The sequence below is a fragment of the Halomonas halocynthiae DSM 14573 genome (genome assembly GCF_000425725.1).
Lineage (GTDB): Bacteria > Pseudomonadota > Gammaproteobacteria > Pseudomonadales > Halomonadaceae > Halomonas > Halomonas halocynthiae.
The window spans coordinates 19116-33792 of the sequence record NZ_AUDZ01000015.1; the positions used below are offsets into that span (position 1 = coordinate 19116).

14 protein-coding genes are annotated in these 14677 nt (G+C 56.3%); 6 read left to right on the forward strand and 8 right to left on the reverse strand.

Going from position 1 to position 14677, the window contains the following annotated elements; genetic code table 11:
• Position 1 precedes the first annotated feature (1 nt).
• Complete coding sequence (locus H616_RS0103015; RefSeq protein ID WP_205619052.1) at positions 2 to 1507, forward strand: TolC family protein; 1506 nt, start codon at positions 2 to 4, stop codon at positions 1505 to 1507.
• Between the two features lie 38 nt (positions 1508 to 1545).
• On the opposite strand, the gene def is transcribed toward H616_RS0103015, so the two are convergent.
• Positions 1546 to 2052, reverse strand: coding sequence for a peptide deformylase (def, locus tag H616_RS0103020; protein ID WP_027966030.1), 507 nt, complete (start codon positions 2050 to 2052; stop codon positions 1546 to 1548).
• Between the two features lie 204 nt (positions 2053 to 2256).
• Between def and dprA the strand changes: the two genes are divergently transcribed.
• The 4 genes from dprA to aroE all read left to right on the forward strand — a co-directional run bounded on the left by dprA (position 2257) and on the right by aroE (position 5827).
• Positions 2257 to 3399 carry a DNA-processing protein DprA gene (gene dprA / locus H616_RS0103025; protein WP_027966031.1) on the forward strand — a complete coding sequence of 381 codons (1143 nt, stop codon included), beginning with the start codon at positions 2257 to 2259 and terminating at the stop codon, positions 3397 to 3399.
• Between the two features lie 30 nt (positions 3400 to 3429).
• A complete protein-coding gene (gene tsaC / locus H616_RS0103030) occupies positions 3430 to 4014 on the forward strand; it encodes an L-threonylcarbamoyladenylate synthase type 1 TsaC (RefSeq protein WP_240470518.1) in 585 nt (194 codons plus the stop codon).
• Positions 4015 to 4079: 65 nt separating this feature from the next.
• Entirely contained in the window at positions 4080 to 5015 is a 936-nt protein-coding gene (gene hemF / locus H616_RS0103035) for an oxygen-dependent coproporphyrinogen oxidase (protein WP_027966033.1), read from the forward strand.
• On the forward strand, positions 5012 to 5827 hold the full coding sequence (gene aroE / locus H616_RS0103040; RefSeq protein ID WP_027966034.1) for a shikimate dehydrogenase: 816 nt from the start codon (positions 5012 to 5014) through the stop codon (positions 5825 to 5827). The genes hemF and aroE overlap by 4 nt, the downstream gene beginning before the upstream one ends.
• Before the next feature lie 56 nt (positions 5828 to 5883).
• Here the strand turns inward: aroE and H616_RS0103045 are convergent, their stop codons facing one another.
• Both H616_RS0103045 and H616_RS0103050 read right to left on the reverse strand, forming a co-directional pair.
• Positions 5884 to 6144, reverse strand: a complete 261-nt coding sequence (locus H616_RS0103045; RefSeq protein ID WP_027966035.1) for a hypothetical protein — start codon at positions 6142 to 6144, stop codon at positions 5884 to 5886.
• A gap of 15 nt (positions 6145 to 6159) precedes the next feature.
• Entirely contained in the window at positions 6160 to 6957 is a 798-nt protein-coding gene (locus H616_RS0103050) for a M48 family metallopeptidase (protein ID WP_027966036.1), read from the reverse strand.
• A 171-nt stretch (positions 6958 to 7128) separates the two neighbouring features.
• Here H616_RS0103050 and H616_RS0103055 point away from each other — a divergent pair, with 171 nt between their 5' ends.
• Positions 7129 to 7992: an ATP-binding protein gene (locus H616_RS0103055; protein WP_027966037.1), complete on the forward strand. Its 864-nt coding sequence runs from the start codon at positions 7129 to 7131 to the stop codon at positions 7990 to 7992.
• A 90-nt stretch (positions 7993 to 8082) separates the two neighbouring features.
• On the opposite strand, the gene H616_RS0103060 is transcribed toward H616_RS0103055, so the two are convergent.
• The 5 genes from H616_RS0103060 to hisS form a co-directional block, all read right to left on the reverse strand.
• A complete protein-coding gene (locus H616_RS0103060) occupies positions 8083 to 9693 on the reverse strand; it encodes a BCCT family transporter (protein ID WP_027966038.1) in 1611 nt (536 codons plus the stop codon).
• 446 nt (positions 9694 to 10139) lie between these two features.
• Complete coding sequence (der, locus tag H616_RS0103065; RefSeq protein WP_027966039.1) at positions 10140 to 11543, reverse strand: ribosome biogenesis GTPase Der; 1404 nt, start codon at positions 11541 to 11543, stop codon at positions 10140 to 10142.
• Positions 11543 to 12694, reverse strand: a complete 1152-nt coding sequence (gene bamB, locus H616_RS0103070; protein WP_027966040.1) for an outer membrane protein assembly factor BamB — start codon at positions 12692 to 12694, stop codon at positions 11543 to 11545. Before bamB ends, der begins: the two co-directional genes overlap by 1 nt.
• Positions 12691 to 13350: a YfgM family protein gene (locus H616_RS0103075; RefSeq protein WP_027966041.1), complete on the reverse strand. Its 660-nt coding sequence runs from the start codon at positions 13348 to 13350 to the stop codon at positions 12691 to 12693. Before H616_RS0103075 ends, bamB begins: the two co-directional genes overlap by 4 nt.
• A 30-nt stretch (positions 13351 to 13380) precedes the next feature.
• Positions 13381 to 14673: a histidine--tRNA ligase gene (gene hisS, locus H616_RS0103080; protein WP_027966042.1), complete on the reverse strand. Its 1293-nt coding sequence runs from the start codon at positions 14671 to 14673 to the stop codon at positions 13381 to 13383.
• Positions 14674 to 14677: the final 4 nt, after the last annotated feature.

Below are 14677 nucleotides of genomic sequence, written 5' to 3' on the forward strand. Positions count from 1 at the left end.
TGTGTTCGGGTCAATTACGCTTAGGGCCAGCCTTGCTCTGGCTATCGCTCTGGGGCTTCAAGGCTGTGCAACAGAGGCGCTGAAAACTACGTCTGCTTCGCCCAGTACGCCTTGGCATCCGCAAGGGGAAACTGCTTTGCCAGGTGATTTTTCGGTATCAGGGTCAGCGGATATTGCCGCGCTGCCTTCGTCGGTGTCGGTTGACCTGCAGCCCGGCAATGTTTATCAATTGCCTGAGTTGATAGACATTGCGCAACGCAATAATCCGTTAACCCGAATTGCTTGGGAGCAGGCGCGTCAGTTGGCGCTGGCATCTGGCATGGTTGAAGCAACATTTTTGCCGATCCTGACGGCTAATGTCTTTGCCGGCAGGCAGCAAACCAGTATCCCTTATCGCGGGCTACTGGATGGTGACACGCATTATGTCGATACGACGGTCAGTGGGGTTGCGCCAAGCCTTGCGCTGCAGTGGTTAGTGTTTGATTTTGGGCAGCGTGAGGCGCTCAGCGAAGCCGCAAAGCACACTGCCTATGCAGCTAACGTTAATTTCAACGGTGCTCACCAGCTGCTGATCTACAACGTGGCGCGTAACTATTACCAGTACGGTGCGGCCAAGAGCCGGTTAGCCATTGCCGAGCAGGTGTTGGTGAATAGCCAACGTCTACTGGAAGCGGCGGAGTCGCGCTACGCTAATGGCACGGGGACAACCATTGCCGTGGCGCAGGCACGCCAGCACGTCGCCCAGTCTAATCTGCGTGTTGTTCAGGCTCAGGATATGTTGCGTGACCGCTACCAAGGGCTGCTGGGAGAACTGGGTGTATCACCGCGGACGCAGATAAACATTGCCAGTTCTTCAGAGCGGCCGCTGCCGAAGGCCGATGATTTGGCATCGCTAGATTCGGAGATTGAGGCAGCGCTTAGCAAACGCCCTGATGTATTGGCCAGTTATGCGGAGTGGAAAGCTGCTCAGGCGGGGGTGCGCGCTGCTGACGCTGACCTCATGCCTAAGGTATTTGTTGCTGCCGCTACGGGAACCAATAAGAAAGATTTGAGCATTGGCCACCTACCAAGTATAGGCAATCAAACGACTGGTACCGGAGTATTTCTCGGCGTGACGATGCCAATCTACGATGGTGGCCTTCATGCCGCTAAGCGGCAGCAGGCCCTATCTGTTGCTGCGTCAGCCGAGGCAGCTTTCGAAAAAGTCCGCAATGGAGCGTCACGTGAAATCATTGTGGCTGCTGATGCATTGCGCTCTTCGTTGGCGGCGTTTGATGCCGCCGATAGCTTGGTTGAAGCGGCAGCAGTGACCCACGACGCCGCTTATGAGGCCTATATCAACGGCGTAGCGACTATTACTGATGCCACTGCCGCTGAATCAGGACTACTGGATGCTAAGCTAGCGCGTTCAGAGGCCCATACCGCAAGTTTGATCGCCGCATCAACGCTGGCATTTACGTTGGGCGCGATGACCTCAAGTGCTTCACCTGAGCAAGCCATTGATTAATAGCTGTGGCTGGCTCAGGTGGTCGAGCGGCTGGGGTGTCAGGCAGTAGAGCGATGACGCTTCTGCATCTTTTTCAGTACGCGCTCGCGTTTCAGTGGTGAAAGGTAGTCAACGAACAGCACGCCCTCTAAGTGATCACACTCATGCTGAATACAATGTGCCAGTAGGCCGTCAGCCTCCAGCGTGTAGGGGTTGCCGTCGCGATCCAGCGCATTAAGCCTGACGCCTAACGCTCGTTGGACATCCGCATAATACTCTGGCACAGAAAGGCAGCCTTCCTGCATCGGTTCGCGCTCGTCGCTGATTGGCGTATAGCTGGGGTTGATCAACACCAGTGGCTGAGTCTTGTCTTCACTGACGTCAATCACAATAACGCGACGATGTACGTCCACTTGGGTGGCCGCTAAGCCGATACCAGGTGCGTCGTACATGGTGTCAAACATATCATCGATCAGGCGACGCAGGTCGTCATCAACGGACTCGACCACCGTTGCTTTGGTGCGCAGGCGCTCATCGGGGAATTCGAGGATATTGAGTATAGCCATGGGGTTACTGTCACCACTCGTTATGCTGTCTTGGTACGTCAACTTGCCGGCCGGCCAGCTTGGACGTCAATCTGTACCGTAATGGTATCGTATCGCTTCAGATCGCACCATGATTGGCTTGTGGTGTGCTAATAGCTGAGCAGGCGTAAAGAACAACGGCTAACCTGCTATTGAGATCGTCTGATAATGCAGGGATGCCGTGTGATGACTCTTGGCGCGCGAGAATGGTTGCTGCTGTCACAACTCCCCAGGCTGGGTGTCGTCACTTTGGCGGGCTTTGCTGAGGCTCGGCTCGACTGGCCGGGAGGCTGGCTGGCTAGGTTGCCACACGAGGCCGCTCAAACACTGCGCTTGGCGCTAGACCATCCGTCACATAGCACGCTAGCGTCTCTTGTTGAGGCTCAGTTGGCATGGTGTCGGCCGGAGGCGCATCGTTACCTTTTGTACCCCGGCCACGCCAGTTGGCCACGGTCCCTCTCGGCGCTAAGTGATCCGCCCGCGGTATTATGGGCGCAGGGTGACCTGGCCGCACTTGAGCCGCCTCGGTTAGCCATGGTCGGCACTCGGCGCGCTACGCGTGAAGGTCTGCATAACGCGGCGTCATTTTCTCAGGGGCTGGTAGAACAAGGGTTTTGTGTGGTTAGCGGCATGGCGCTGGGGATTGACGGAGCTGCCCAGAGAGCAGCGCTGGAGGCGGGGGGGTGTAGCATTGGCGTGTTGGGCTGTGGGGTTGATGTTATCTATCCGGCGCGTCACCGGTCGTTGTATGAGCAGCTTGGGCGCCCCGGCCAGCCTGAAAATGGCCGTGGTCTGTTATTGTCGGAGCATCCGCCAGGTACCCAGGCACACCCCTCATTTTTCCCCAGACGTAATCGTATTGTGACAGGCATGTCGTTGGGCGTGTTAGTGGTTGAGGCAGCTGAGCGGAGTGGGTCGCTAATCAGCGCACGGCTTGCCGGTGAACAGGGGCGCGAAGTATTTGCTATGCCTGGTTCTATCCACAACCCTGAGGCTGGCGGTTGTCTACGGCTGATTCGTGAGGGTGCGGTGCTGGTGCGCGATGTTGACGACATGGTTGCTGAGCTACCGGCCTGGGCACTGACCTTGGGGGCTGACCAAGCATTGGCATGCTCCAGTGGTGGTCAGGCAAGCTTCTCAGCGTCGGATAACTCAACACAAGACCCGCTACTGGGCTTGCTCAGCGCGACACCGGTACCGATGGATGTGTTAGTAGAATTGAGTGGTTTGGCCTCATCTGAGTGCCAGCGTCAGTTAATTATGCTGGCATTGGATGGGGTCGCTGATCAGGTGCCCGGTGGCTGGGTACGCCTGCCGACCCGGTCTTAGGCGTGATATGATCGATGCCCCTTGATTCTCATGCCATCAAATACCGATATGCTATCAGCTACGCCTTTGGACTCACTGAATAACGCCGTTACGGCACTTCGTCATTCGGGCGTTATTGCCTATCCAACCGAAGCGGTGTGGGGGCTAGGTTGTGATCCTGATAACACTGCTGCGTTGACGCGCCTGCTGGCGCTTAAACAGCGTGATCCTGCTAAGGGTATGATTTTGGTGGCCGCGGGGCTTGAGCAGTTGCTGCCTTGGCTTGATGGGCTTGCTACTGATCAACGCCAGCGGTTGGAGCAGCCATGTGAGACGCCGACGACCTGGCTGGTACCCGATAATGGGCGTGCGCATCGGCTAGTGCGTGGTGATCACCAGCAGGTAGCGTTAAGGATTTCTCGTCACCCGCTAGTCGCGCAGTTATGTCAGGCATTCGGTGGTCCGTTGGTGTCAACCTCGGCCAACCGTGCCGGAGAGCCTGCGGCGATGAGTCTGGCCCAGCTGCATGCCAGCTTTGGTGAGTCGCTCGATGCGGTGCTCGGGGGGGCTTTGGGAGGGTATGAGCGCCCCAGCACGATTCGCGACTTACTGAGCGGGCGAGTGCTACGTGCCTGACGCTCCCCACGACTGACTCTGTTGATAGCAGTGTTCCTTTGCGACCTACTCTCCAAGGAGGCCCTGTGGCCCACGCGCATCTCGATAATGTTAAAACCTATCTGCTCGATCTTCAGGAGAGGCTTTGCGCTGGCTTGGCTGAAGCCGACGGAGGCACGGCTTTCCGTGAGGATGCCTGGAGTCGTGAGGAGGGCGGTGGCGGACGCTCGCGGGTGATAGAAGGTGGCGCGCTATTTGAAAAAGGCGGTGTTAACTATTCTCATGTGCATGGTGCAACGCTGCCACCATCGGCCAGTTCAGCTAGGCCGGAACTGGCTGGGAGAAGCTTTCATGCCATGGGTGTTTCTTGGGTGCTGCACCCTGAAAACCCCCATGTGCCAACCAGTCACGGCAATGTTCGTTTCTTTATTGCTGAGAAGGAGGGAGAGGCGCCCGTCTGGTGGTTTGGTGGGGGTTATGACCTGACACCGTTCTATCCGGTGCTTGAGGATGTGCGTCATTGGCATCGGACAGCCAAGAATGCCTGTACGCCCTTTGGTGAGGATGTTTATCCACGCTATAAGTCCTGGTGCGATGACTATTTTTGGCTTAAACATCGTGGTGAAACACGCGGCGTTGGTGGGCTGTTTTTTGATGACCTTAACGACGGTGGCTTTGAGCGGTGTTTTGCTTTTCAGCAAGCTGTCGGTGATAGCTTTTTGGACGCTTATCTGCCGATTGTTCAGCGCCGCCGTGAAACACCGTGGGGTGAGTATGAGCGTGATTTTCAGCTCTATCGCCGAGGGCGTTACGTGGAGTTTAACCTAGTGTGGGATCGCGGCACGTTGTTCGGCTTGCAGAGCAACGGTCGCACGGAGTCCATTCTGATGTCGATGCCGCCGCTGGCTCGCTGGGCCTATCGCTGGGAGCCTGAGCCAGACAGTGCCGAAGCCCGTCTGACCTACTATCTGCAGCCACGCGACTGGCTGGGCGAGGCCGAGCGCCATGGAGAAACCCTATGACAGACCGCTACGCAGTCTTCGGCCATCCTGTCAGCCACTCAAAGTCACCGTTGATTCATGCAGCTTTCGCTGAGCAGACCGAGCAGGACCTATCCTATCAAGCGATTGACGCTCCGCACGATGGCTTTGCTGAGGCGTGGAAGACGTTTATTACACAAGGTGGGCGAGGTGCGAACGTTACCGTGCCTTTCAAGGAGCAGGCCCATCTGCTGTGTGACCAGTTGAGTGAGCGGGCACAGCGGGCTGGGGCAGTGAACACTCTATGGTTGGCCACTGATGGCACGACGCATGGTGATACGACAGATGGTTTGGGTCTCGTTGCCGATCTTCAGCGCAATAACGTGCGGCTTACCGGCGCACGAATACTGCTGTTGGGTGCTGGAGGCGCGGTGCGCGGGGTATTGGAACCGTTACTGAATGAACAGCCGGCTGCACTGTTTGTGGCCAACCGCACGGCAGATAAAGCCTGTGCGCTGGCCGCTGACTTCAGCGACCTTGGTGCTGTTAGCGGCGGTGGCTTTGCGTCTGTGACGGGCCAATTTGATGTGATTATCAATGGGACCAGCGCGAGCCTGGGCGGTAAGCTTCCCCCCTTGTGCGATGGGTTGTTTGCCGATGGTAGCGTGGCTTACGACATGATGTATGGGGCTGAGCCAACGGTATTCATGCGCTGGGCTGATGCACAGGGTGCGAAAACCCTGGATGGCCTGGGCATGTTGGTTGAGCAGGCTGCGGCGTCGTTTTCTATTTGGCGTGGCAAGCAGCCTGATGTTACGCCGGTGCTTGCCACGCTACGCCAACAGCTGAGCTGACTCAAGGCGCCTTGAAATAGGCGGTTGGTTGACGCGATGTACTAGACGCCGCGTGCTCAGCGCCGTTTAACGTATAGCCCAGCCATACACAACAACAGACCAAGCACCGACACCAGCAGGCTACCATTGACCAGCCAGGGTTTGCGCGTAATGAACGGCACGTTGGGCTGAGGTGTCGCTGTGCAGACGCCATTAAGGTAATCCCAGTGCCCTTGCCCATTTAGCACGCAGTCGCGCACGCCGTTCAGCTCAATGAAGTACAGGCTCATCAGCACGATAATGGGTACGACCAGCAGCACAAGGCCGATGCGAAGCATGATGTATCTCCTGGGTTAACGCTGACAGTTCGGCTGTCGGCCCGCTTGTTGTGCCTGCTGGTACCTTGGCATCACTGCGTTCATCTCATCTTCGAGGTTGGTGATGCGCTGGTCGCCGCTGGGGTGAGTCGACATCCACACCGGTGGTTTGCTGCCGCCTTCGGCGTTCATATTGCGCCACAGCTCAACGCTGCCTTGAGGGTTGAAGCCAGCGTCAGCCATCAGTTCCAGGCCGATGAGGTCTGCTTCACTTTCATGTGCGCGTGAGAATGGCAGCAGGATGCCGTATTGGGCGCCCATGCCCAGTGCGGCACTCGCCATTTCAGCCTGTGCACCCTGTAAGCCAGCAGCAGACGCTGCCACGCTCAGGCCAATGTTGGTCGCATTCTGTGTGGACATACGTTCGTTGGCATGGCGTGCCAACACATGGCCGACCTCGTGGCCAATAACGGATGCCAACTGATCCTGGTTCTCAGCGATATCCAATAATCCCGTGTGTACGCCAACATAACCACCGGGCAGTGCAAAGGCGTTGGCAGAGTCGTCTTTAAACACGCGAACCTGCCAGTCATATTGTGGGCTGCCGGGGGGAAGAGCTGCGACGATGGCATCCGTGACGCACTGCACATAGGCCTGGGTTGCCCCTCCGGCCGTGGGCAGCTCTTGTTGATACTGTGAAAATGACTGCGCACCCATCTGGTCAAGCTGGTCATCAGGCATCATGGTGAGCTGCATACGCCCCGTTGGAGAGGTGGCGCAGGCAACGAGGCTGGCGCTGACTGCGCCGATAGCAAATGTTTTTAACCAACGCATAGGGCATCCTTGTGTGACGTCGGTAATATTTCCTCTAAACGAGGGCATGTGAGGCTCTCAAGATACCTTGATCGCAGGCTGTCTCCAACCGCTATCGATACCGATGATTGATAAACTATGATTGTTAACAAGATGTTGTTGGATCACTTTAGACGTCGTTAGGAGAACACCATGGATGAGGCATTGAGTCAGCGCCTGTTAAGCCTGTTAGAGCGTATTGAGCCATGGTTGCCACCAGCTCCTGTGCCCGTTGACTGGCATCGTGATGTCGCCGCGTTGTGGCAGCGTCATGCCTTGGGAGGTCAGCTGGTGCCGGTGCCTCCGCGTGACAGCTTGCGGCTGGATGACCTGCTGGGTATTGAGCGTCAGAAGCTGGCGCTGGTTGATAACTTACGCGCTTTTCTGCATGGCTATCCGGCCAACCATGCCCTGCTGTGGGGGTCGCGAGGCAGTGGCAAATCATCCTTGGTGCGTGCGCTGCTTAACGACCTGGCCGATGAAGGTATGCGCCTGGTTCAAGTCGACCGTCATGACCTGGTCGGGCTAACCGCGTTGATAGAGCGTTTGCGTTATGAGCCGCACCGTTTTGTGGTTTATTGCGATGACTTGTCTTTCGAGGGACATGATGATGCCTATAAAGCGCTGAAAAGTGTGCTGGATGGGGCGCTGACAGGGCCGCCTGACAATGTGCTGTTGTTGGCAACGTCTAATCGGCGGCACCTGCTACCTGAGTCGATGCAAGATAATCAGGGCACGCGGCTGGTCGGAGATGAGTTGCATCATGGCGACGCGGTAGAGGAAAAAATTTCACTGGCGGATCGCTTTGGCCTGTCGCTGGGTTTCTATCCGTTCAATCAGGACACCTATCTAGAGGCGTGTTGTCACTGGATTGCTCGGTTGGGAAATGCTGACGACTGGTCGCCTCAAGCCCGTGCAGAGGCTATTCGGTTTGCTACTTTGCGGGGCAGTCGCAGCGGGCGAGTGGCTTGGCAATTTGCCTGCCAATGGGTCGGGCAACGCCAACTCAATGGCTGAAATTTCGGTAGGCACTGGTGAGGCGCTGGTAGGGAGAGTGCTCATCTGACAAAGCGCGGAAGCGTCAGGCCTCCGCGCTTTGTCGTTGCGTTAGAACTTGTCCAGTTTTGGGGCTCGTTTAGGTGAAAGAATGCTGATGTCTTCTCTCAGTAGGCCTTTGGTCAAGGCGAACACCATGGCAAATACCATGATGAAGATTGGCAAGCCGATGACGGTAATCACCTGCTGCAGTGCAACTAGCCCTGCCTCACCTGCCAGTACAATCAGCATGGCTGCCACGGCACCTTCCGAGACACCCCAGAACACTCGCTGGCGTAGTGGGCCGGGGTCGGTGTCACCTGTGCACAGTAAGTCGACCACCAGCGAAGCCGAGTCTGACGAGGTGGCAAAGAAAATGGCCACGATGACAACGGCTAGACCTTTAACTAACGTCGCCGCGGGGAAGTGGTCGAAGAAGGCAAACATCGCCAGTGGAACACTTTCTTGCACGGCGGCCGTCATCATCCCTGCCTGTTCACCCAGCTGAGCGCGCGCTGCTTCGCCGATGCCATCTATTTCCATGGCAGACCAGCCAAAGATAGCGAACCACACCAAAGTAAACAACGACGGCGCAAACAGTACACCAAGAACAAACTCACGTACTGTGCGGCCTTTGGAGATGCGCGCCACAAAGAGACCGATGAAGGGCGACCAGGTCACTGTCCAAGCCCAGTAGAATACGGTCCAGTTGCCTTGCCAGCCCCAGTTGCCGCTCTCGCGGGTGTACTGTGCCAAAGTGTCATTCCAGAACGCCATCGGCACGATGTTAGACACATAGATACCTAACGTTTCGATGATGCCGCGCAGTAAAAAAACAGTAGAACCGGTCACCAGGACAAAGATCATCAGCCCGGTGGCCATGGCAATATTGATGTTGGACAACAGCTTGACGCCTTTATCCAGGCCACCCGCAATCGATGCCACAGCAACAGCTGTCAGTACCAGAATGATCAGCACTTTGGTGGTGACGCCATCGGAAACACCGAAGAGCTCGGTTAAGCCGCTATTGATTTGCGACGTTCCCAGGCCGATAGAAACCGCCACACCGAATAGCGTGCCAAGTACAGCGAAAATATCAATCGTCTTACCAATCGGCCCGTAGATGCGTTCTTTAAGCAGTGGGTAGAACACTGAGCTGATGCGCAGTGGCAAGTTATAGCGGTAGATAAAATAGGCGAAAGCGAGGCCCGGTAGAGTGAAAATTGTCCAGGTATGCAGGCCAAGGTGGTATAGCGAGAACCCCATGGCTTCACGAGCGGCTTCTACCGAGTAGGGCGCAATATCGCCATGGGGCGGGCTTGAGAAGTGGAAGATGGGTTCTGCAACGCCCCAAAACATCAAAACGGTACCAATGCCGCCAGCAAACAGCATGGTAAACCAGGAAACGTTGCTGTATTCCGGCCGGTCGTTGTCGCCGCCTAAGCGGATGTTGCCGTAACGGCTTAATGCGACCCACAGTAAAAATAGTAGCCAGACGTTAACGCCAAAAATAAAGAACCAGCCAAGATTGGTGACGACCCATTGGCGGCCTGTGGCAAAGGCGTTGCCAATAGCCTCTGGGGCAATGACTAGTGCCAGCAGGAAAAGGATCATTAACCCTGCCGAGACAAAAAATATCGTCGGGTCTGTACGCAACCCGAGGCGGTGAGCGAGTCTTTCCATAACCAGCTTCCTCATTATTATTGGAGATGTAGCGGCTAGCGTGAGCCCGTGGCTGTCTGCCAGTCGCACAGATCAGAAGTTTACAAGTGAAAAAAATCATCGGCCAGAAGCGCTGAAATCAATGGAAGCGTCAGTGGTATCGGCGTTTTCTGGCGTGCAGAAGTAACTTCCCTCGGGTGGAAAAATCACAGAACAAACATGGTTGCCTGGGGCTAAGAAAAGAAAAATTGCGTCGCTGCGATTAACGCCGCAATTGGTTGACTGAGTGGGTGGCGTGATTTTTTCTGCAAAGCAGGGCAAAAACAGGAGATATTTTCAGTTGGATTACGGCGCAAACTGTCGCGCGATAGCTGGGGGTGAGGGTGGGGTGTTGGGACCGTCAATAAAAATGCCGCGTCAGAAATGAGGCGGCATTGGTTTCAAGCGAGAAATGTGTGTTAGGCAGGCTAACGTCGATTGCGGCGGGCATCTTTAGTGCGGTCGAGCTCGCGCTGTTTGGCTTTTCTACGGTCGCTGTCACCGGCTTGGTGATCAAAAGGGTTATCGCCTGAGCGGAACTCGAAGCGCATCGGCGTACCTCGCACCTTGAGCACCTTGCGGAAGGTGTTGATTAGGTAGCGTTTGTAGGCTTCGTTCAGCGAGTTGGTCTGTTTGCCATGCACAACAATGACCGGTGGGTTACTGCCGCCCTGGTGGGCCATTCGCAGCTTGATGCGACGACCATGGACCATCGGTGGCTGATGTTGTTCCACGGCGTCATGCAGAATGTTGGTCAAACGGTTGGTTGACCAGTGGCTGGTGGCCGAGGCAAAGGCGCGTTCCAGCGACGGGTACAGGTCTCCCACAGCGGTGCCGTGCAAAGCGGAAATGAAGTGCAGCTCGGCATAGTCGGCAAAGCCCAAGCGGCGCTTGATATCAGAGCGCATTTTGTCGCGCACCTCACTTTCCAGGCCGTCCCACTTATTGACCACCAATATGAGAGCGCGGCCGCTGGTTAGTACGTAGTCCAGCAGGTGAAGGTCTTGCTCTACCAAACCGCTGCGAGCATCCAGCACCATGATGGCAACATGGCACGCTTTGATCGCCTCCAGAGCTTTGATGATCGAGAACTTCTCAACTGACTCAGAGACGTTTTTGCGCCGCCGTACCCCCGCCGTATCTACCAGCACATAAGGTTTGCCATTGCGTTCGAAGGGAATCTCGATGGCATCGCGGGTGGTGCCTGACTCGTCATACACCACCACACGGTCTTCGCCCAACATGCGGTTTACTAGCGTTGATTTGCCGACGTTAGGACGGCCGATTACCCCGATGCGAATACCCTTGCTGCCGGTATCAGCTGGGATATCGGGATCACGGTCAGGGAAGGGTGACAGTACTAACTCAATCACCGAGGTGACATTGCGCCCGTGAGCGGCGGCAATGGGCAGAGGGTCTCCCAGACCGAGCTGCCAGAAGTCTGCGATGGCGGAATGCTCCTCCATGCCATCTACCTTGTTGACTACCAGCCAGGTTTTTTTCTGGTTGGTACGCAGGTGATTGGCAATGGCTTCGTCAGCTACATTCAGGCCTGCACGAGCATCGACCAGAAACAGCACGATATCAGCTTCATCAATGGCCAGTAGTGACTGCTCGGCCATGGCGGCATCGATGCCTTCTTCGGTGCCGCTGATACCGCCGGTATCAATCACCGTGTAGGCTTTTCCGCCAAGCATGCCGTTGCCGTATTTACGGTCCCGGGTTAACCCCGGGAAGTCGGCGACCAATGCATCGCGGCTGCGCGTAAGGCGGTTAAATAACGTTGACTTGCCAACGTTCGGGCGGCCAACGAGTGCTATTACTGGGTTCATCAACGAATATCCAAGGCCTGAAGCGTGCCGTCATTGGCGAGAACGTAAACACGTCTGCCGTCGGTTTGTGGCGCTACGCTGATGCCGGAGCCATCGACATGGCTGCGTCCGCTAAGCTTTCCTGTATTGGCGTTGATCAGATGCACATAGCCATCATAGTCGCCTAGCACAATCTGCCCACCGGCAAACTCTGGGTCCGTGAGTGAGCGGCCCTCAAGATCTTTCAGACGCCATAGCTCGTCACCGGTTATGGCATTCAACGCAACCACCTGGCTGGCTTCATCAACCACAAACAGGGTCTCGCCAACCATTAACGGGGAGCGATAGCTGGAAAGTGGCCGTGACCAAGCAACTTGGCCGCTGGTGGCCTCTAGGGCAACAACTCGGCCGTTGTAACTGGTGGCATAGAGACGTCCGTCGGGGGTTAACAGAGGCTGGCCAGACAGGTCAGACAAGCGCTCGATGTCGGAGTTGCCGGTAGGGTTAGAGATGCGTCTTTCCCATAGCGGCTGCCCGGTGCGGTTGTCCAGAGTCACCAGGCGGCCGTTGGCGAGCCCAGCGATGGTAACGGCATCGATCACTCTGGGAGTGGCGCTGGTGCGCAGGCTCAGTAGTGGCTGAGATGCACTGTAGCTCCAGAATTCGGTGCCGTTGTTACGGTTTAGAGCGGTGATGCGCCCATCCACAGACTGAACGATGAGTAACTGGTTGTTAGCTTGTGGTGCCGCCAGTACTTCGCTGCTGATGGTAGATTTCCACAATACCTTGCCGGTGCTTTGGTCCATGGCAACGACTTCACCGTTACGCGTACCAAAATACAGCTGGCCGTCGACCGCTGACAGGGCACTGGACGCGCCACTGCTCAGGGTCGTTTCCCACAGCGTATTGCCCGTGTCGGTGTCCAGTGCTGTTACCAAGCCTCGGTAATCCGCAGCGAATACCCGTGCGCCATCTTGGGCAGGTGCCATTGGGTAGCTGCCTTTGCCCAGGCCTGAGCCAATGCTCTGGCTCCATACCTTAGTCGCTTGAGCTGTTGCGCTCAGGTCGCGAAGCTCTTTGGGTGGGTACTGAGGTTCTACTTTGCCCGAACAGCCGGCAAGTAATGAAATAGAAATAGTGGCTAGTGCAGCAATTATCAGTCTTGGGGTCATGAGCTGGTCTCCTCGACTCCTAGGTCATCGAGCTTGAGGCGTATGGCGTACTGGGCCTGGTCGTTGTCGGCATTAAGCGTGAGAGCTTCACGCCAGGAAGTTGCTGCCTTTTCATGCTGCGCTAGTGCCAGGAAAGTATCGCCGCGTAGCTCAAGCTGTATGGCAGCCAAGGCGCTGGGGATCTCAGTATCCAGGGTGGCTAAGGCGGCATCTGCATCGTTTTGGGCAAGCTGCAGGCGTGCTAACCGTAGTCTTGCAACACCTTGCATATACGGGTGCTTACTGCTGTTAGCGATAGTGTTCAGTGGTGCCATGGCATCGCTGATGTTGCCGTTATCAACGGCGAGACGGACTTCGATGAAACGGCCCAGGTCAGCATAAAGCGTGCTGTCGTGCTGTTCTTCAAGTTCGTCAATTAACAGGTGTGCGCGTTCACGGCTTTTGGCATCGAGATCACTCTCGCGGCTCAGGGAAAGCAGCTCCTGATAACGCTGTGAGGCGGCTTCAGATTGATTGAGTTGATACTGCTGCCAGGCTTTCCAGCCAAATATGCCAGCGGCGGCGACTGCCACGCCGACGACCAGCGAGGTACCGTTTTCTTTCCACCAGCGCTTGATGGCCTCGAGCTGTTCTTCATCGCTGTTGATATCTGCCACGCACAGTCTCCTTGTTCGGTCAGCAGGTTGTCAGGCGCTTGAGCCTGACAGCAAGGCATTCAGTGTTTCGGTGAGTGACGCCTGAGCAATATCCAGCTGCTCACGGTCTTCACGCAAGAATTTGATGGCAACGCTGTCGCGAGCCAGCTCGTCTTCACCGATCAGTAGAGCCAGGCGCGCCCCACTACGGTCGGCTTTTTTAATACGGCTTTTGAAGCTGCCTCCACCGCAGTGTAGCTGCAGGCTGAGCGCTGGCAGAGCGTCACGCAAGCGCTCGGCCAGCAGCAGGGCCGCAGGCTCAGTTGCTTCACTCATCGGCAGCAGATAAGCATCAAGCTGCGTTAGCGCATTATCGGGCACTAACTTGAGCGTATCGAGCATTAGTATCAATCGCTCGATACCCATGGCAAAGCCTACCGCTGGTACGGATTTGCCGCCAAGCTGTTCAACAAGGCCGTCATAGCGACCGCCAGCACACACGGTGCCTTGGCTGCCCAAGGTGGTGGTGGTCCACTCGAACACGGTGCGTGAGTAGTAGTCCAGCCCGCGCACTAGGCGTGGGTTAATGACGTACTCGATACCGGCCGCCTTGAGCAGAGCGGTAAGCCCGTCGAAATGCTTGCGGGAGTCGGGGTCGAGGTGGTCGATCAGCTGTGGTGCGTTGCCCAGCATTTCGGCCATGTCGGGATTTTTGGAGTCCAGGATACGCAGTGGGTTGCTGGTTAGGCGGCGTCGGGAGTCTTCATCGAGCAGCTCGTGGTGTTGCTCGAAATACGCTACCAGCTTATCGCGGTAAGCCGCCCGTGCCTCGGTGGAACCCAGCGAGTTTATTTCTAGGGTGACGTGTTGGTCGAGGCCTAGCTGTTTCCACAGGCGTGCTGATAGCAAGATGACTTCAGCGTCGATGTCGGGGCCGTCTAGCCCAAAGGTTTCTACACCGACCTGATGAAACTGGCGGTAGCGGCCTTTTTGAGGGCGCTCATGGCGAAACATCGGCCCTTGGTACCACAGGCGCTGAGTTTGATTATGCAACAGGCCATGCTGCATGGCGGCGCGTACACAGCTGGCGGTGTTTTCAGGGCGCAGGGTTAGGCTGTCGCCGTTGCGGTCGTCAAAGGTGTACATTTCTTTTTCGACGATATCGGTCACTTCACCGATGGAACGCTTGAACAGCGCCGTTTGCTCGACAATTGGCGTGCGAATCTCAGCATAGCCATAGTGACGCATCAGAGCGCGTACTTGGCCTTCAAAATACTGCCACAGTGGTGATTGGTCGGGCAGCAGGTCGTTCATGCCACGAATGGCTTGGATCTTGTTGCTCAAAACA